This window comes from Chryseobacterium sp. JV274, assembly GCF_903969135.1.
Lineage (GTDB): Bacteria > Bacteroidota > Bacteroidia > Flavobacteriales > Weeksellaceae > Chryseobacterium.
The window spans coordinates 354,664-372,484 of record NZ_LR824569.1 but is presented as its reverse complement, the minus strand read 5'-3'; the positions used below and the strand labels follow the sequence as shown (position 1 = coordinate 372,484).

General features: G+C 35.3%; 17 protein-coding genes. 5 read left to right on the top strand and 12 right to left on the bottom strand.

Annotated elements, in window-relative coordinates; translation table 11 throughout:
- Positions 1-4 precede the first annotated feature (4 nt).
- From CHRYMOREF3P_RS01730 to CHRYMOREF3P_RS01720, 3 genes are all read right to left on the bottom strand, one after another.
- A complete protein-coding gene (locus CHRYMOREF3P_RS01730) occupies positions 5-2,473 on the bottom strand; it encodes a tetratricopeptide repeat protein (RefSeq protein ID WP_180563700.1) in 2,469 nt (822 codons plus the stop codon).
- Positions 2,474-2,581: 108 nt separating this feature from the next.
- Positions 2,582-3,346, bottom strand: coding sequence for a hypothetical protein (locus CHRYMOREF3P_RS01725; RefSeq protein ID WP_180563699.1), 765 nt, complete (start codon positions 3,344-3,346; stop codon positions 2,582-2,584).
- A gap of 2 nt (positions 3,347-3,348) precedes the next feature.
- Positions 3,349-3,720, bottom strand: a complete 372-nt coding sequence (locus CHRYMOREF3P_RS01720) for a hypothetical protein (protein WP_228408857.1) — start codon at positions 3,718-3,720, stop codon at positions 3,349-3,351.
- 1,034 nt (positions 3,721-4,754) lie between these two features.
- Here CHRYMOREF3P_RS01720 and rpmI point away from each other — a divergent pair.
- From rpmI to CHRYMOREF3P_RS01695, 5 genes are all read left to right on the top strand, one after another.
- On the top strand, positions 4,755-4,952 hold the full coding sequence (rpmI, locus tag CHRYMOREF3P_RS01715) for a 50S ribosomal protein L35 (RefSeq protein WP_002979658.1): 198 nt from the start codon (positions 4,755-4,757) through the stop codon (positions 4,950-4,952).
- Between the two features lie 119 nt (positions 4,953-5,071).
- Positions 5,072-5,416: a 50S ribosomal protein L20 gene (rplT, locus tag CHRYMOREF3P_RS01710; RefSeq protein WP_034694451.1), complete on the top strand. Its 345-nt coding sequence runs from the start codon at positions 5,072-5,074 to the stop codon at positions 5,414-5,416.
- A gap of 381 nt (positions 5,417-5,797) precedes the next feature.
- Positions 5,798-6,979, top strand: a complete 1,182-nt coding sequence (locus CHRYMOREF3P_RS01705; protein ID WP_180563698.1) for a M28 family peptidase — start codon at positions 5,798-5,800, stop codon at positions 6,977-6,979.
- 64 nt (positions 6,980-7,043) lie between these two features.
- Positions 7,044-8,219, top strand: coding sequence for a M28 family peptidase (locus tag CHRYMOREF3P_RS01700; RefSeq protein WP_180563697.1), 1,176 nt, complete (start codon positions 7,044-7,046; stop codon positions 8,217-8,219).
- A gap of 216 nt (positions 8,220-8,435) precedes the next feature.
- A complete protein-coding gene (locus CHRYMOREF3P_RS01695) occupies positions 8,436-9,605 on the top strand; it encodes a M28 family peptidase (RefSeq protein ID WP_180563696.1) in 1,170 nt (389 codons plus the stop codon).
- Positions 9,606-9,687: 82 nt separating this feature from the next.
- Here the strand turns inward: CHRYMOREF3P_RS01695 and CHRYMOREF3P_RS01690 are convergent, their stop codons facing one another.
- The 9 genes from CHRYMOREF3P_RS01690 to hisG form a co-directional block, all read right to left on the bottom strand.
- Complete coding sequence (locus CHRYMOREF3P_RS01690) at positions 9,688-10,110, bottom strand: hypothetical protein (protein WP_077417576.1); 423 nt, start codon at positions 10,108-10,110, stop codon at positions 9,688-9,690.
- Between the two features lie 54 nt (positions 10,111-10,164).
- Positions 10,165-10,752, bottom strand: a complete 588-nt coding sequence (hisIE, locus tag CHRYMOREF3P_RS01685) for a bifunctional phosphoribosyl-AMP cyclohydrolase/phosphoribosyl-ATP diphosphatase HisIE (RefSeq protein WP_077417579.1) — start codon at positions 10,750-10,752, stop codon at positions 10,165-10,167.
- Entirely contained in the window at positions 10,749-11,501 is a 753-nt protein-coding gene (gene hisF, locus CHRYMOREF3P_RS01680; protein ID WP_180563695.1) for an imidazole glycerol phosphate synthase subunit HisF, read from the bottom strand. The genes hisIE and hisF overlap by 4 nt, the downstream gene beginning before the upstream one ends.
- On the bottom strand, positions 11,494-12,216 hold the full coding sequence (gene hisA / locus CHRYMOREF3P_RS01675) for a 1-(5-phosphoribosyl)-5-[(5-phosphoribosylamino)methylideneamino]imidazole-4-carboxamide isomerase (RefSeq protein ID WP_180565729.1): 723 nt from the start codon (positions 12,214-12,216) through the stop codon (positions 11,494-11,496). Before hisA ends, hisF begins: the two co-directional genes overlap by 8 nt.
- 2 nt (positions 12,217-12,218) lie before the next feature.
- The gene (gene hisH, locus CHRYMOREF3P_RS01670; protein ID WP_077417585.1) at positions 12,219-12,797 is read right to left on the bottom strand and encodes an imidazole glycerol phosphate synthase subunit HisH; all 579 of its coding nucleotides are present in this window, start codon (positions 12,795-12,797) and stop codon (positions 12,219-12,221) included.
- A 2-nt stretch (positions 12,798-12,799) separates the two neighbouring features.
- Positions 12,800-13,894: a bifunctional histidinol-phosphatase/imidazoleglycerol-phosphate dehydratase HisB gene (gene hisB, locus CHRYMOREF3P_RS01665; protein WP_180563694.1), complete on the bottom strand. Its 1,095-nt coding sequence runs from the start codon at positions 13,892-13,894 to the stop codon at positions 12,800-12,802.
- Between the two features lie 166 nt (positions 13,895-14,060).
- Positions 14,061-15,086 (bottom strand): histidinol-phosphate transaminase, encoded by a 1,026-nt coding sequence (gene hisC / locus CHRYMOREF3P_RS01660; RefSeq protein WP_180563693.1) that lies wholly within the window; start codon positions 15,084-15,086, stop codon positions 14,061-14,063.
- Positions 15,087-15,370: 284 nt separating this feature from the next.
- Entirely contained in the window at positions 15,371-16,645 is a 1,275-nt protein-coding gene (hisD, locus tag CHRYMOREF3P_RS01655) for a histidinol dehydrogenase (protein ID WP_180563692.1), read from the bottom strand.
- A gap of 276 nt (positions 16,646-16,921) precedes the next feature.
- Entirely contained in the window at positions 16,922-17,779 is an 858-nt protein-coding gene (gene hisG, locus CHRYMOREF3P_RS01650; protein WP_180563691.1) for an ATP phosphoribosyltransferase, read from the bottom strand.
- Positions 17,780-17,821: the final 42 nt, after the last annotated feature.

The following is a 17,821-nucleotide window of genomic DNA, read 5'->3' as shown; positions in this document are numbered from 1 at the left end:
ACTGCTAATCTATCTTGAAACCATGCTTTTCAGCAAAAGATCTCCATTTCTGAAATTTCTTTTCATTTTTAAAAGTCGGATCTTCACCATAGTAATACACCAAACGTTGAGCTGCATATTCGTAGGCACTATAAGCATTGGCTTGTTCAAAATACTTGATGGCTTTCTTCAAATCTGCTTTTACTCCCATTCCGAGTTCGTAGATAATACCATAATAAATACCTGAATAAGACTGATCATAGTCTTTCTTTAAATACACCAAAAGGTTTTTATAATCTCTTAACTGATAATAGATTTCTGAGATTTTATCGTAATTATAATAGTATTTTTTCTCTGCTTTCTGATAAAAATCCAAAGCTTTATCATAATCCTGTAGTACATGTTCTCCAAAATAATACAGGTCACCTAAATTGGCAAGCGCCATTCCGTCACCCAGATCAGCGCTTTTCCCATAAGCCTGAATCGCCTTTTTGATATTAAAAGAATATCCTGTTCCGTTGTGATACAAAGCCCCAATATTGTTCCAGGCTACAGGATGATTTTTTTGTGCTGCTTTTTCGTAATATATAATTCCTTTTTGTAGATCAAACAATGATTCAATCTCAGGATCAGTGAGTAATATCCCTATTTCCACCAAGCTATCCAAGTCGTCTTTCTGAGCAGATAACTCAAACAAACGAAGCGCTTCGTGGTAATTTTGATTTTCTTTTGCGTCAAAAGCCATTTTTTTAATGATTCCAACCTCCATGAATTGTTCGGAGTTTTTACCTGCCTGGCTCTTCCAACGTTTATAAAAGGAAATAAAGTATTCTAAATCTTTCCCCCGGAATGAATACCGATCCAAATAAATAGCACCATATCCGGAAGCCTCTACCCGATGGATGCTTTTATCTTCATTCATTCTAAACATATTTTCACCCTGATATAGAAACAAAAGACCTTCTTCTGTTCTGTAATTCAAAGGATTGGAAATATAGTCGTACAATTCGGTTGACAGACCATTCTCAAAATCAAATAACTGACAACCTTCATTTTTTTGGACCGATAAAAATCCATTTTCCACATAATGGATCTGTTTAATTTCTGACTGGGGAGCGATTAACCAACGTTCATTGTCTGCATCAAAAAGTCCTGATCCGACTTGGGTTTCAAGGATAAAGACATTCGTTTTATACCCGACATTTGATTCTGCTTTTACTTTAATAATAGATTCATTTTCTAACAGAAACTGATGTTTTAAGGCGTGATAAATCTTCCAGTTTTTATCTTTACGAACAGCGAGAGTTTCAAAATTATCTATTAAAATCAGTTGATCCGCTTCGTCTATGATAAGACTGCCTTTTTCATCTATTAATTTTCCTTTCTTGTCAAATTTATTCGGTTTAATCCAGAAACAGGTACTTGTTTTTAAGATACTTCCTTCCAGAAAATCACCCAGATAGTTCCCTTCCCTTGTATAATATCTACGTTTGCCGGTTCCTTTTTGTTTGGTGAAAAATAGCTCAGGGAAATAATCATATTCATAAGGACTTTCGCTTTCAACAGGAATAATCAGTCCATTTTCATCGTTGTAAATCCCAAATTCCCCACCTTTTTCTACGCCTAAGAATCCATAGGCTACTCTTTCAACAGCATCATAATCGGGAGGAATCATCCATGTGTTTGAATAGATTTTTAAAATACCTGATTTTCCATTCACTTTTACTTCACCTAAAGGTTCCTGCATAAAATCGAATACATCAAAAGCATCTTCATATATGGGAGGAATCCATTCTTTTCCATCACTTTGCAGGTAACCGAATAAAGTATCTTTTTGAATCACAGATATACTGTAATTATAGTCTGCTTCAAAAATCTCATCATAAACAGCAGGAGCTAAAATACCTCCTTTTGCATCCTTCAGTCCAAATTTTCCGCCTTCTTCATATATAGAAGATGCGGCTTTTTTATAAGCAAGTTCCTCAAAATATCCCAACCCGTAATTAATCCAGTCGGTTTGTAAAATTTCGAGAAATGAAGAATACCCTGTCTGCGAGAATAAGGAATCCAACAACGAAAGATTCTGAGCTTCCACAGCCTTTTTATACAGCTTACTTTTCTGCTGAATTTCCACCAGCCATTCCTTTGCCTGTACCCTATGTTTTTCTTCGTTCATATTGAAAACATCCGTTGCATTCAATACGAAAGAGTCGTAAGGCAAGGCCTCCAGGAACTCAAACATTTTGTTGACAGGTTCGTAGTAAGCTTTTTTGTAATGCAGCTGATAAGTATCGGCCAGCAGATTGAAAAAGTAGCGTAACTGAACAATTCCCTGGTATTTATCAGAGAAAAATTCAACACCTTCCACTCTGATATCTTCTGCCAGCAGAGGATACAGCAATAATGGAATTTCATAGTTCCACTCGCCCAGATAGGTATCGAATGTCTGATTTGATTTTTGATCGTAATTGTATAAATAAATCCGGTGTGCCATTTGTTAAATTTTATCCCGTCGGAAAGCATTAAAACATTCCTGATTACAATAATTTTATTGAAATTAAATAACAGTAATTTGTAAAACTGTCTTCCAAAGAGCTTGTTATTAAGTATATTCGAAACAAATCACTGCTTTTTGCAGCTCTTTGTCATGAAATAAATACAATTGGTCTGCTGCTGTTTTTTGAAAATCGTATCCCTCCAGGCACGCAATATAGTCCATCAATATATTATCGGTTTTATAAGGTTTCTCCAAGAGGTTACATCCAGAATAGTTACATAATTCAAAAGGAAGTTGACTTGTATTGATTTCATCAAAGATCCCTCCTGTTTTTGCCTGAATTCTTTCATGTAAATATTCATTAGGCTCATCTGTTTCCAGATCCTGCACTGTCAATTTACGAAGCCGCTCTAGCCTTCTTATATCTTCTACCTCCAATCCCGGCCGATTAAAATCCCGGTCATAGAGCTTTCCATTTTTATTGAAGTATTCTTTTAATAATGAATACATGGCACTATTCATATTATATTCAATTTCATCCTCTGAATACTGATCGCTATAATTTGCCAGATCAATTTCTTTGGAAAAAGTAAAATAATTCCAGTCTGCGTCAAATTTATATTTGCCATCAATGACATCAAAACCAACCATATCTGCTTTTGTAAACCGGGTGTGGTATTGGGATGTAGAAGAACCAATTTGTCCGTCAAAAAGTTCTTTTACCGATACCATGTGCAGCCACGTATCATCCTGAGGATCTATAAGTTTTAGATTAATTGAACAAATCGGCAGAAAATATTTCTTATGATTTTCAATATCATCATAAAATACGTCTTCATATTCCGGAAAAATTTTTATTAAGTCGTTCATTTCTATTTTCTTATGAGTTGTAACTGCTTTCCTTTTTTCACAATATCAAAGGCCATGTCTTTTGCCGGTTTGAAAGTCTTTGTAGGAGCTTCACAGGTTCCTGTCTTGCGGATACTGTCAACTTCCATTTCTATTTGATCGGCCTGCGTAAAATAATATCTGCCATATACTTCTGTAAAGCAATCATTTCCACATTCCCAACTGTCATAACTTTCAAATTTTTCTTCATCTAAAAAGTTTACAGCATAAAAATTAAGAATTAATGTAGAATCTATTCTCTTTGACAGTTTATAAATTTTATCACCACCCGGAGCAATAAGTCCTCCACTATCAACAATCCAATGGGTATTTTTCAACTCATTCGGAAAATTCATTTTTTTTCTCTCGGGATTCTTGCAGCTGGTGAACAGTGCCAATATGATACTCAACAATATAAAAGTAAGAGTCTTATTCATGAGGCTATTCCATAGTTTTATACATATTCACTAAGCGTTTTGCTTCTGAACATCGGTTTCTTCTGCAAAATAATTTTATTTTGTCGAATAAAACAACAATCCGGACGGGATCAGCTATTACTTTTACAGCTTCTCCTTCACTCAATTTTATTTGGCTAGTGTTTTTACCCATACTTTTTTAGTGTTTGTTCGAAATAAGAATTTATCTTTTAATTGGGTGTGAAAAAGAAAGCTATAAAAGTTATAAATTAATGTTTATCTAAGGGAAAGACTGTCAACAGCTATCATCAAAACCATGAATTTTTAACCGTTTTATCTTTAGTAAACTTTTGAATCAAAGATAAAAATAGGGATTATAAAAAAACATCCCTGATACCAGTGGTTTTTTAATCATTTGCGCCTTTTTAGAAAACTCCTTAAAACACCTGAATTACAGCTTTTATAACAATATCATACAAAAATAAAATGCAGCTAAAGCAACTCCAATAGTTCCGGAGATGAGAAATAAGAGCATATAATACCGTCCGCTTTTATTTTCCTTTCTTATAGAATTAAATATAAAAGTGGTGAGCGTACATAAAAATCCTGTTCCGAAAAACACGATCAAAACAGCAAGAAACAATGCTCTTTCCAGGTGTAAGTCTGCAGATGATAACATATTTTGTAATTAAGAGATTAAAATTAGGGAGAATGGAAAAACACTGCAATCCCGATTATCAGCTATATTTTAAGGAAGCTAAACCATTAACAGAGATCTTTTGGCCCTTTTCAAATCATAGTATATAAGAATAACTGACCGTAAGAGGCTATAGAAAAGACAACCCCATTCGTATGCATTAAAAATTACTTTCATGTGTCACTTTTTTTTCGTAATTTTGCACACTATTATTCCTAATGTCTTTAGGAGTAACCAAAACAGATATTGATAACAAAAACAATAAAAAAGCAGAACAATGCCAAAATTAAAAACGAAATCAGGTGCTAAGAAACGTTTTGCTCTTACCGGTTCTGGTAAGATCAAAAGAAAAAACGCTTACAAAAGCCACATCTTAACTAAGAAAGAAACTAAGCAGAAGAGAAATCTTACTACTACTTCTTACGTAGCTAAAGTGGACGAGAAAAGCGTACAACGTCAATTAGCAATTAAGTAGTTTTTATAAATCTATATTCGGTTTATAAGAATTCAAAACAAATTCAACATTTTAACCCTGAAACGGTGCAAATAAGAGTAACATCAGTTGCCGCCCTTTTCAAAAAAACAATTTAAATTATGCCAAGATCAGTAAATGCCGTAGCTTCAAGAGCTCGCAGAAAGAAAATTTTTAAGCAAGCTAAAGGTTTTTTCGGTAGAAGAAAGAACGTTTGGACTGTAGCTAAAAACGCGGTAGAAAAAGCAATGCAATATGCTTACCGTGGTAGAAAAGAGAAAAAGAGAAACTTCAGAGCACTTTGGATCACTCGTATCAACGCGGGAACTAGAGAGCACGGAATGTCTTACTCTCAATTTATGGGAGCTCTTAAAAAGAACAACATCGAACTTAACAGAAAAGTTTTAGCAGATTTAGCAATGAATCACCCTGAAGCTTTCAAAGCTGTTGTAGATCAAGTAAAATAATGTAGAATAGATTTTGTTATCAATATAAAGTCCCGGGTTTTCCCGGGATTTTTTTGTTTTTATATCTTTCCTTTTCGTGTGTTTTCAGGGTGAAATCCAGTTTCAGATCTTTCAGATTTCAGGGCTATTTGATATATCATTAGTAACATTTACCTAGTTGGATAATGAATTGATAAAATTTTTAACATAAATATTTGAAATAACAGAAAAATATAAATAAATACAATTCATTTAATGAATACCAATCTAGCATAACAATAAACAATATAAAAAGATATATTATTGTTAAAAAAACAAACAATTACAGAGAATAAGACTTAATTATTGATAATAAATAATGATTTATTGCTATATTTACAATTCTTAAAATAAAGTATCAAAATGAAAAAAGCTGTAGTTTTTTTGCTGACTTCCATTGCAGTGCAAAATATTGGTGCACAGAGTTTTATTCAGGCTTATAAAAACCGGGCTGATATGGTCACGCAAGCCAATATCAATACCAACCTTCAGGAATTTGCCGGGTTTGGAATAAAAAAGACGGGAACAACAGCTAATAATAATGCGCTAGACTGGCTTAAAAACAAATATCTGTCTTATGGATATACAGCCAATGACTTTTCTGAAGATGCTTTCACCCACGGAGGCAATCCGTCAAAAAACCTGATTATCACTAAAACCGGAACTTTATATCCCAACAAATATGTCATTATCTGCGGGCATTACGACACCATCGTAGGACCTGGCGTAAGTGATAATGGCAGCGGAACTTCTATTATTCTTGAAGCAGCAAGAATTCTGAAAGATATCCCTACAGAGTATTCTATTAAGTTTATTCATTTTTCCGGGGAAGAGCAAGGCTTGGTGGGAAGTAATCATTATGTAAACAATGTAGCTTACCAAGGAGGTACAAAGGTTCTGGATATAAAACTTGTTTTAAATATTGACCAGGTAGGAGGCCTTATAGGAAATAATAACAATACCATCACTTGTGAAAGAGATACCGGAGGAATATCTTCCAATAACGCTGCATCTAATACCATAACACAGGAATTGATGACATGTACTACCCTTTACTCTCCTCTTCAGACGAATCTTTCTTATGCTTACAGCTCAGATTATATGCCTTTTGAAGCTAAAGGATATACGATTACCGGATTTTATGAAACGATCCTAAGTAATAATGAGCATACGGTAAGTGACACCTATGCCAATATTGACCCTGTGTATGTCTTCAATGTCGGAAAAGCAGCTGTGGGAGCACTACAGCATTTTGCCGTTGCCACAACATCGAATAATCTTTTAAACACCCATGAAGCTGCGGTACAGAAATCAGCAGAAGAAATCAGAATTTATCCTAATCCTGCGAAAGATCTTGTAACCGTAGAGTTTCAGCAAAAAGTAAAACAATTCAAAATTGAAGTAAACGACATGGCCGGAAACACTATTTTAACCCTTGAAAATCAGGAAAAAATAAATACTTCAGGTCTTAAAAACGGAGTTTATACATTTACCATCAAGACTGATAAGGGAAATACAACAAAGAAAATAATCATTAATAAATAATGTCAAGTTTAAAATACAGATGAAGGTTAATTTTATCAGTATTTCATGTATTACAATCATAAAAATGAAGAAAATCGCTACTTTTTTACTGGCTTCCATCGCCTTGCAAAGTCTTGGAGCTCAAAGTTTCATTCAGGCTTATCAGGACAGAGCGAATATGGTAACTCAGACCAATATTACGACTTACCTTCAGGAGTTCGCTAATTTAGGGGTCAAAAAAACAGGCACAACAGCAAACAATAACGCTCTTGAGTGGCTTAAAACAAAATATCTTTCCTATGGATATACAGCCAGTCAGATCGCAGAAGATCCTTTTACTGCAGGAAGTTATAATTCTAAAAATCTGGTGATTACAAAGACAGGAACAGTATATCCTAATAAATATGTTATCATTTGCGGGCATTTCGACAGCATTACCGGTTTGGGAGTTAATGATAACGGAAGCGGAACTTCTATTATCCTTGAAGCAGCCAGAATTCTGAAAGATATACCAACGGAATATTCTATAAAATTCATTCATTTTTCCGGAGAAGAACAAGGGCTTCTGGGAAGCAGCCACTATGCCAATACAGTAGCGTATCAAGGCGGTAACCGTGTTTTAGATATAAAACTGGTCTTTAACCTTGATCAGGTGGGCGGTGTAATGGGAAATAATAACAATACCGTTTACTGTGATGAAGATCAGGGAGGACTTCCATCCAATAATGCGGCTTCTGCAGTGGTGACCCAGGAACTGAGAAACTGTACAGCACTCTATTCTCCTCTTCTGACCGCTGTAGATCCGGCAGAAGACACGGATTATATCCCTTTTGAACAGAAAGGCGAAGTGATCACAGGGTTCTTTGAAAGGATCAGAAGTACATATCCGCATACGGTAAATGATACTTTTGCCAATACAGATCCCGTATACATTTATAATATAGGAAAAGCAGCTGTGGGAGCACTTCAGCATTTCGCAGTTGCTACAGGAACATTGGGAACGCATGAAGCTGTCGCAAAAAACACATTGGAAACTGTAAAAATCTACCCAAATCCAGTAAAGGATGTCATCAATATTGAGCTTCCCGATTTCGGAATCAAGAATTTCACTTTTGAGATTACTGATTTCCAGGGAAGATCTATTTTCAAGAGAACCAATGAAACAAAAATCAATGCTTCCGGATTGGAGAATGGTGCTTATCTTGGAATTTTAAAAGTCGGAGATCAGACTGTAGTAAGAAAAGTAATGATCGAAAAATAGTTCGCAATTCAATATCATTAAATTATAAAACCTTTGAAACTGTTCAGAGGTTTTTCTTTTTCTGTCAATCACCAATATTAAAGAATTTACAACATTCATACATCTTTCAATGCGAAATATATTGACAGCATAATAAAAATTTCATTTTATCTTAAAACATTAAACACTTCATTGTGATTTATTTACTACATTAGTGTTACCAAAATAATATTATATATGAAAAAATTTACCACAGTATTATGCACTGCATTGATGATGCAGAGTATCGGGGCTCAAAGTTTTATCCAGGCTTATAAAGACAGAGCGGATATGGTCACCCAAGCCAATATCACTACAAATCTTCAGGAGTTTAGTAATTTAGGTGTAAAAACTACAGGCTCAGCAGCAAACACCAATACACTGAATTGGATCAAAAACAAGTATATTTCGTACGGCTATACTGCCAGTCAGATAGAAGAAAGTCCTTTTACTTTTGGAAGTACCAGCTCAAAAAACTTAATCATTACCAAAACAGGAACGCTTTATCCTAACAAATATGTCATTATCTGCGGGCATTTCGATACCATCTACGGCCCGGGAGTGAATGATAACGGCAGCGGAACATCTATTATTCTTGAAGCCGCAAGAATTCTGAGAAATGTGCCTACTGAATATTCTATAAAGTTCATCCATTTTTCTGGTGAAGAGCAGGGATTAAAAGGAAGCAGCCATTATGTGAATAATGTGGTATATCAGGGAGGTGTACGTAAATTGGATATCAAACTTGTCTTCAATCTTGATCAGGTAGGAGGTGTGAAAGGAAATAATAACACAACCGTATATTGTGACGAAGACCAGGGAGGAGTTTCCAGCAACAATGCAGCTTCTGCAGTAGTCACTCAACAGTTGAGAAACTGTACAGCACTCTACTCTCCTCTTCTTACAGCGGTAGATCCGGCTGCTGATACGGATTATATTCCTTTTGAACAGAAAGGTGAAGTGATTACCGGATTTTTTGAAAGGATAAGAAGCAGCTATCCTCACAGCTCTAAAGACACCTTCACCAACATGGATCCTGTCTATGTATATAAGATTGGAAAAGCAACTGTAGGGGCATTACAGCATTTTGCAACGGCAACTACTACCATGAGCAAACCCGCTTCTAAAAACTCATTGGAAGCTGTAAAAATCTACCCTAACCCAGCCAGTAATATTCTCAATATTGAATTACCGGATGCTAAAGAAAGCAATTTCAGCTTTGAACTCAGCAATTCTATAGGAAGAACAATGCTTAAAGTAAATAATGAAAAGAAAATTAATGTTTCAGGGCTTCAGAACGGAGTGTATATTGGAGTTTTGAAAATAGGTGAAGAAACTCTTGTGAAGAATATTATGATTGAAAGATAAAATATCTCCATATTGATAGTAAAGAAAACAGCAGGAGGAACTCTCCTGCTGTTTTTATGAAAACCATTATTCAGGTCTTACCTTACTTTAAACAGTTATTTTGTAATGCTAATTCTTTAATTTTAGAAATTATCTCTTTATCATTAATAAACCCCTCTTTGATATCTGTTAATAATTCTTCCAGAGTTACTTTATAAAGCTCTGCATCATTATTTGATAAGAACTCTATTATCTCATCAAAAGCCCTATCATAATCTTTCAATTTACAAAAAGACAGATATTTTATTTGAGAAGCCAGTTCATTATGTTCATCATTTTGCAACAATTTATCAGCGATATCAATTGCCCAATCATATTCTTCCAAATGATACCAGCAATTTGCCATGAATAACAACCTGTAGCTTTCAGACTTTGAGGATAAACCATTTAATGTATTTAAAATAGTAAGTGAGGGCATGTATTGTCCACTATCCATCAAATCTTTAGCTTTTTGTAAAGGAGTCATGAGTTAAGAGATTGGTTTATTTTTTTTAATTAAAAAACATTATTTTCAAAGGTCTTATTTATTCCTGTCCTGAAGAATCTCCTCTATTTCTTCCAATGTAAATCCTTTTGCTTTCAATAAAATCAAAAAGTGATACAGCAGATCTGCAGCTTCATTTTTAAAAAGATCTTCGTTATTATCTTTTGCTTCTATCACCAATTCTACAGCTTCCTCTCCTACTTTTTGAGCCATTTTATTGATTCCTCTCTGGTATAATGAATAAGTATAAGAATCTTCTGTTTTGTTATCTATTCTCTGAGATATTTTCTCTTCCAGTTCATATAAAAATCCCTTAGTATTCTTTTCTCCGAAACAGCTGAAACTTCCTGTATGACAGACCACATTTTTAGGAACAACTTTAATTAATAGGGTATCCTGATCACAGTCTATATCAATGCTTTTTACCGTTAAAAAATTACCCGATTCTTCACCTTTTGTCCAGAGTCTGTTTTTGGAACGGCTGAAAAAAGTAACAATGCCTTCTTTTTTCGTTTTTTCAAAAGCCACTTCATTCATGTAACCCAGCATCAGTACCTGTAAAGTTCTGTTATCCTGGATAACTACAGGAACAAGGCCATTATCTTTATTAAAATCTATTTTCATCGTACTTCAATTTTTTGAGTTTTTAATTGTTGTTTCAAATCCGGAATCCCTATTTCATTAAAATGGAAAATACTGGCTGCCAGGCCTCCTGTAGCCTTTGTTTCATTAAATACTTGAACAAAATCATTTGCAGTGCCAGCACCTCCGGAAGCAATGACCGGAATACTGATATTTTCTGAAACCAACTTTGTAATACGAAGGTCAAAACCGTTTTTTGTGCCATCTCCATCCATCGAAGTCAGCAGAATTTCTCCTGCTCCCAGACGTTCTGCTTCTTTTGCCCATTCTACCGTAAGAAGTTCGGTTGCTTCCCTTCCTCCTTTGATATGAACCAGGTCTTTATCACCAACCTGTCTTGTATCAATCGCTACCACAACGCACTGGCTTCCGAATTCTTTGGCCAGATCGGAAATAAGCATGGGGTTTTTTACAGCCGAAGAATTGATGCTGATCTTGTCTGCACCGGCTTCCAAAAGCCTCCTAACATCTTCTATAGATGAAATTCCACCTCCTACCGTAAAAGGAATACTAAGTTCTTTTGCAATTTCTTTTACCAGCTCTATAAATGTTTTTCTATCCTCAATAGTAGCGGTAATATCAAGGAAGACAAGTTCATCAGCGCCTTCCTGCTCATACTTTTTAGCGAGAACTACCGGATCTCCTGCATTTTTAAGACCTTCAAAATTGACTCCTTTCACCGTAGCTCCGTCTTTTATATCAAGACATGGAATAATTCTTTTCTTAAGCATTTTCAATAAAGTTTTGAAGTTGTTGTAAGCTTATTTTTCCCTCGTAAATTGCTTTTCCGATGATTGTCCCTGCACAGCCGATATCTTTCATTTTATAGACATCAGCAATCCCTGAAATCCCTCCGCTTGCCACCAACTGAACTGAAGTTTTATATAAAATCTCAATATAAAGTCCAGTTGAAGGACCTTCCAGCATACCATCTTTTGCGATATCAGTACATATGGTGGTCTGTATTCCTTTTTCCTGATACTGAAGAATAAAATCAATGATGTCATTGTCACTTTCTTCCAGCCAGCCTGAAGTTTTAATCTTTCTGTTTTCACAGTCAGCTCCAAGAATAACTTTCTCAGTACCATACTTTTGTAACATTTCAAAACAGAATTCCGGGTTCTGAACTGCAATACTTCCTAAAGTGATCTGTTTTGCTCCGGAATTAAAGGCTGTTTCAATATCCTCCTGGGTTTTTAAGCCACCTCCAAAGTCGATATGCAGCGAAGTAGAATTAGCAATATTTTCCAGAACCTTTTGATTGACAATATGCTTTGATTTCGCCCCGTCAAGATCCACCAAATGAAGAAACTGAATACCAAAACTCTCAAATTCTTTTGCCACTTCTACAGGATCTTCATTGTATATTTTCTTTGTGTTGTAATCTCCTTTTGATAAACGGACACATTTCCCGTCAATAATATCAATAGCCGGAATTATTTTCATCATTATAAATTTATAAAGTTCTTAACTATCTGATTTCCTATAATTCCCGATTTTTCAGGGTGAAACTGCACCGCATAGAAATTATCTTTCTGTAATGATGCACTGAATGGCAGGATATAATCACAAACAGATGTTGTAAAGTCTGAAAGCTCACAATAATAGCTGTGAACAAAATAAACATCACTGCTCTTTTCAATTCCAGAAAACAGTGGTGAGGTCTGCCCTGAAACTGTATTCCAGCCCATATGCGGAACAATATCTTTTGCTGGAAATTTTCTGACATTGATATCAAAGATCCCCATCCCTTCCGTATTTCCTTCTTCATTCTCTTTGCACATCAGCTGCATTCCTAAACATATTCCTAAAACAGGCTGTGTAAGGCTCGGAATCAGGAGATCAAGTTCTCTTTCTTTCAACAGCTTCATTGTTGAGGAAGCTTCTCCAACTCCGGGAAAGATTACTTTATCAGCTTTTAAAATCCTTTCAGGGTCATCAGTAATCACAGAGTCAATATTGAGTCTGTTGAGGGCATTCTGAACAGAGTTTACATTTCCGCCGTTGTATTTTATTATGGCTATCATATTTATAAACTTCCTTTTGTAGAAGGCAGGCTGTAATTAGTATCTGATTGATTCACTGCCATTTTAACGGCTTTTGCAAAGGCTTTAAAGATAGATTCAATTTTGTGGTGCTCATTGTCTCCTTCCGCTTTGATATTCAGGTTGCATTTTGAAGCATCTGTAAAGGATTTAAAGAAGTGAAAAAACATTTCGGTAGGCATATCCCCAATCTTTTCTCTTTTAAACGGAGCATCCCATACTAACCAGGGTCTGCCGCCGAAATCAATAGCCACCTGAGAAAGACAGTCATCCATTGGAAGCAGGAAACCATATCGTTCGATCCCTTTTTTCTTTCCTAAAGCTTTTAAAACAGCTTCTCCCAGCACAATTCCTGTATCTTCTATCGTGTGGTGCTCATCTACGGCAAGATCTCCGTTTACTTTAACCGTAAGATCCATATTCCCGTGTCTCGCAATCTGGTCCAACATATGATCAAAAAAGTGAAGCCCTGTTGAAATATCTGAACGTCCGTTTCCATCAAGATTAACTTCAATTTTAATATCTGTTTCATTGGTTTTACGGGAGACTTCAGCCTTCCTCATTCCTGATTTTAAGAACTTATAAATCTCAGACCATTTTGTTGTAGACAGTTCAGCTTCATTATTAAAGTTTTGATTAAGATAAATAGCTTTAGACTTCATATTTTTAGCAAGTTGTATATCCGTAGCTCTATCACCAATTACATACGAATTTTCCAGATCATAGTTGCCATACATGTATTTTCCCAGCATTCCGATTCCTGGTTTTCTGGTAGGAAGATTTTCATATTCAAAGCTTTTATCTATTAAAATATCACTAAAAATAATCCCTTCGTTTTCAAATGCCTGTATCATTTTTTCATGAGGTTTTATGAAATCTTCTTCGGGAAAACTGCCCGTTCCCAGCCCATCCTGATTAGTTACCATCACCAATTCATAATCCAGCTCATTAACAATTTTTGAAAGATTTTGAAAAACTCCCGGATAAAACTCAAGCTTTTCCAGAGAATCTACCTGAAAATCTGTGGGTGGTTCAACAATCAGCGTTCCGTCGCGGTCTATAAAGAGTACTTTTTTCATATGTTTTTATAAATTATTTTTAACCATTAAGCTTTTTTAAGTGATTAAGGATTATTAAGTATATAGCTGAAGCTATTCATTCAGCTATATGTATTTATCTTTGATAAAACTTAAGTTTTCTTATCATCTTATTTTTCCTTAATGGTTTATATTTTAACAAGCTATTCTATATTCCTTTTAAAAGATTAATTAATTTTTCATTTTCTGCACGATTTCCTACATTGATTCTGATACATCCCGGAATGGCAGGATCTCTTCTGCTGGTTAAAATCTCTTCTTCAAGCATTTTTCCATACACATTGTCTACATTTTCCATTTTAATCAGGAAGAAATTGGCATCCGTTGAAAATACTTTAGAAATACACGTAATTCCTTCAAACTGTTGCTTCAGCCATGCTCTTTCTTCCAAAATACGGTTTACATTTTCCTGAAGTCTGTTTTCCTGATCCAGTGTATTTAAAATGAGTTCCTGGCTCAATATATTTACGTTATAAGGTGCTTTAACCGTATTGATCAGACTGGTAATTTCTTCGGATGAATAAGCCATTCCTACTCTCGCTCCAGCAATTCCCCACGCTTTAGAAAAAGTTTGCAAAACAATCAGATTGGGGTATTTATTCAAAAGCTCCAAACTTGACTTTTTCTCAGAAAATTCTATATAAGCTTCATCTACCACAACAATTCCGTTGAAATTCTGAAGATAAAATTCAATATCATCAATACTGTTTCCGGTAGGGTTATTGGGCGAGCATAAAAAGAAAATCTTCAATGAAGGATCTGCGGCCGTCTTTAAGAAATTGTCTTTTACGATTTCAAAATTTTCATCCAAATCTAGTTTCAAGACCTTATTTTCATTAATTGTTGCATAGAAACCATACATTGCAAAAGAAGGATTCATCATCAGAATGGCATCTTTTTTAGGCTCACAGAAAATTTTAATGATAAGGTCTATCAGCTCATCGCTTCCGTTTCCTATGGCAATCTGTGAGGGAGAAACATTTTTAAGTACCGCAAGCCTGCTTTTAAGCTTTTTCTGGGTAGAATCCGGGTAACGGTTGCATTCTCCGAAAGGACTTTCATTGGCATCCAGCATAACAGGAGCATTAAATTCATTGTGATCCCTGAAACTAATGTAGGGCTGTAATTGTAATATATTTTCTCTTACTAAAGTTTTGATACTATTATTTTTCATTGTATTGCTTTTCATTTTTTGAAATTAATTTTAAACCATTAAGATGAATTGAGTTATTAAGAATAGTGAAGAAAATATCTTCAGATCTTTATTAAGCAGTAAGCTGAATTCAAATGTATTTGAATCTTAACTTTACTTAAAGTCTTTATTTTCTTAATGGTTCAATTCTTTTTTGGGTAAACACAAAGGCGCAAAGTTTTTTATTCATACATTTTTTTTAGACGTAAGAAAATCTAAGATTTTCAGCAAAGGCATGAGTATTATTTTGCGTTTTCCAACGTTTATTATTTTAATCTTATGGATACTGCATTTTTGTGGGCAAACAGGCCTTCTGCTTCTGCCATGAGTTCTATTGTTTTTCCTAGATTCTGAAGACCTTCTTTTGAAAGCTGCTGAAATGTTATTTTCTTTACAAAGCTATCCAGCGATACGCCACTGTAATTTTTTGCATAAGCATTGGTAGGAAGCGTGTGATTGGTTCCGCTGGCATAATCTCCTGCACTTTCACAAGAATAGTTACCAAGGAAAACGGAACCTGCATTCTGAACCTCCGGAATATATTTTTCAAAATCATCAATGGCAAGAATAAGGTGTTCCGGAGCATAAAGATTACTGAATTCAAGGGCTTCTTCCAACGAATTCACTACAATAAAAGAGCTGTTTTCTAAAGCCTGACCTGCAAATTCATTTCTGGGTAAGTCTTTGATTTGCTGTTCAACAGCCTCTATCGTCTCTTTAAACACTTTAAGGTCTGTAGTAATAAAAACAACCTGGCTATCACTTCCGTGTTCTGCCTGTGAAAGAAGATCGGCTGCACAAAACTCAGGAACAGCCTGCTCATCAGCTATGATAAGAACTTCACTCGGACCTGCAGGCATATCGATGGCGACTCCGTAACGCTGAGCATATTCTTTGGCAGCTACAACAAACTGATTTCCCGGACCGAAAATTTTATACACCGCAGGAATACTCTCTGTACCTAAAGTCATAGCTGCTACAGCCTGAGCGCCGCCTGTTTTAAAGATTTTTGAAATTCCGCAAAGCTTTGCTGCATACAGAATCGCAGGATTAATATTTCCGTTTTTATCCGGTGGTGTACACAGAATGATTTCTTTACAACCCGCCAGGTTTGCAGGCACCGCCAGCATCAGTACTGTAGAAAATAAAGGAGCAGTTCCTCCGGGAATATAAATCCCTACTTTCTCTACAGCGCGGTTTTCGCGCCAGCAAATCACCCCTTTTGTCGTCTCTATTTTTTGAATATCCTGTTTTTGAGAAGCGTGAAATCTGGAAATATTTTCTTTTGCCTGCTGAATTGCCTGTTTCAATTCATCACTTATCTGTTTTTCAGCATCCTGAATTTCTGCATCAGATACTTTAATAGTTACCGTTTCTGCTTTATCAAACTTTCTGTTGAATTCTATTAAAGCTTTATCTCCGTTCGCTTCAACTTCTGCAAAAATCTCTGTGATCAAACCCGAAATTTCTTTCTGTTCAAGAACAGGACGTTTTACTAAATCTTTCCAGGTTTTTTTTGTAGGATATCTGTATATTTTCATTGTATTATTTTAAATTTAAATGCCTTTTTTAACTGTTAGGTTGTTAATTTATAGGGTTTTAAATGCTTTTTAAAAATACAAAGCGCAAAGTTTTTAATTCTTATACTTTTTTAAGGCGCTAGGAAATCTAAAATTTTCAGCAAATATGCGAGTATGGCTTTGTGACTTACAACAGCATTCAATTTTATCGCAGATAAAATCTTTGCGCCTTAAAGCAGTATCAAATTCATTTTCATTGCTCCCTTGCGTTAACCAACGTTCACCATTATCATTTTTCTAAATAACCATTTTATCAATCGGGATGATTAAAATATCCTGGGCTCCATTGTCTTTCAGTTCATCAATCACTTCCCAGAAGCGCTCTTCATCAATAACAGAATGAATACTGCTCCAGCCTTCTTCTGCCAATGGAATGACTGTAGGACTCTTTAATACGGGAAGAACTTCAGCGACTTTCTGGATTTTTTCGTTGGGAACATTCATCAGAATGTATTTTGAATTTTTTGCTTTTAAAACGGCTTCAATTCTGAATACGAATTTTTCAAGAATGGCTTCTTTTTCAGTTGACAACTGAGGCGTTTGAGCCAAAACAGCCTCCGATTTCAGCAAAGTAACGGTTTCTCTTAATCCGTTTTTAAATAAGGTACTTCCGGAGCTTACAATATCACATATTCCATCTGCCAGACCAATATTAGGGGCAATTTCCACAGAACCTGAAATAACGTGAATGTCTGATACAATTCCTTTTTTTTCTAAAAAGCTTTTGAGAGTATTAGGATAAGAGGTAGCAATTTTTTTACCCTGAAAATAAGAGATTTCGTCGGTCTCTACTTCTTTGGGAACAGCCAGTGAAACACGGCATTTTGAAAATCCAAGTTTCTGGATTGTGGTGATATTTTTACCTTTTTCAATCAGAAGATTTTCGCCAAGAATAGCAACATCTACCACTCCATCTTCCAGATATTGCGGGATGTCTGAATTCCGAAGATACATGATTTCCATCGGAAAGTTATCTACTGAAACTTTGAGTTGGTCTTTACCATTGTTGACAAAGATTCCGCAGTCTTTGAGAAGCTGTAGAGATTCTTCGTAAAGCCGGCCGCTTTTTTGGATTGCAATTTTTAATTTACTCATTTTGCCTTTTTTGGGGTCCGAGTAAATAAAAACTGATCTATT

What these genes read in the sequence shown, in the direction of transcription:
- CHRYMOREF3P_RS01730 (WP_180563700.1), bottom strand. Translation starts at nt 2,473, where the DNA reads ATGGCACACCGGATTTATTTATACAATTACGATCAAAAATCAAATCAG.
- CHRYMOREF3P_RS01725 (WP_180563699.1), bottom strand. Translation starts at nt 3,346, where the DNA reads ATGAACGACTTAATAAAAATTTTTCCGGAATATGAAGACGTATTTTAT.
- CHRYMOREF3P_RS01720 (WP_228408857.1), bottom strand. Translation starts at nt 3,720, where the DNA reads ATGAATTTTCCGAATGAGTTGAAAAATACCCATTGGATTGTTGATAGT.
- rpmI (WP_002979658.1), top strand. Translation starts at nt 4,755, where the DNA reads ATGCCAAAATTAAAAACGAAATCAGGTGCTAAGAAACGTTTTGCTCTT.
- rplT (WP_034694451.1), top strand. Translation starts at nt 5,072, where the DNA reads ATGCCAAGATCAGTAAATGCCGTAGCTTCAAGAGCTCGCAGAAAGAAA.
- CHRYMOREF3P_RS01705 (WP_180563698.1), top strand. Translation starts at nt 5,798, where the DNA reads ATGAAAAAAGCTGTAGTTTTTTTGCTGACTTCCATTGCAGTGCAAAAT.
- CHRYMOREF3P_RS01700 (WP_180563697.1), top strand. Translation starts at nt 7,044, where the DNA reads ATGAAGAAAATCGCTACTTTTTTACTGGCTTCCATCGCCTTGCAAAGT.
- CHRYMOREF3P_RS01695 (WP_180563696.1), top strand. Translation starts at nt 8,436, where the DNA reads ATGAAAAAATTTACCACAGTATTATGCACTGCATTGATGATGCAGAGT.
- CHRYMOREF3P_RS01690 (WP_077417576.1), bottom strand. Translation starts at nt 10,110, where the DNA reads ATGACTCCTTTACAAAAAGCTAAAGATTTGATGGATAGTGGACAATAC.
- hisIE (WP_077417579.1), bottom strand. Translation starts at nt 10,752, where the DNA reads ATGAAAATAGATTTTAATAAAGATAATGGCCTTGTTCCTGTAGTTATC.
- hisF (WP_180563695.1), bottom strand. Translation starts at nt 11,501, where the DNA reads ATGCTTAAGAAAAGAATTATTCCATGTCTTGATATAAAAGACGGAGCT.
- hisA (WP_180565729.1), bottom strand. Translation starts at nt 12,216, where the DNA reads ATGAAAATAATTCCGGCTATTGATATTATTGACGGGAAATGTGTCCGT.
- hisH (WP_077417585.1), bottom strand. Translation starts at nt 12,797, where the DNA reads ATGATAGCCATAATAAAATACAACGGCGGAAATGTAAACTCTGTTCAG.
- hisB (WP_180563694.1), bottom strand. Translation starts at nt 13,894, where the DNA reads ATGAAAAAAGTACTCTTTATAGACCGCGACGGAACGCTGATTGTTGAA.
- hisC (WP_180563693.1), bottom strand. Translation starts at nt 15,086, where the DNA reads ATGAAAAATAATAGTATCAAAACTTTAGTAAGAGAAAATATATTACAA.
- hisD (WP_180563692.1), bottom strand. Translation starts at nt 16,645, where the DNA reads ATGAAAATATACAGATATCCTACAAAAAAAACCTGGAAAGATTTAGTA.
- hisG (WP_180563691.1), bottom strand. Translation starts at nt 17,779, where the DNA reads ATGAGTAAATTAAAAATTGCAATCCAAAAAAGCGGCCGGCTTTACGAA.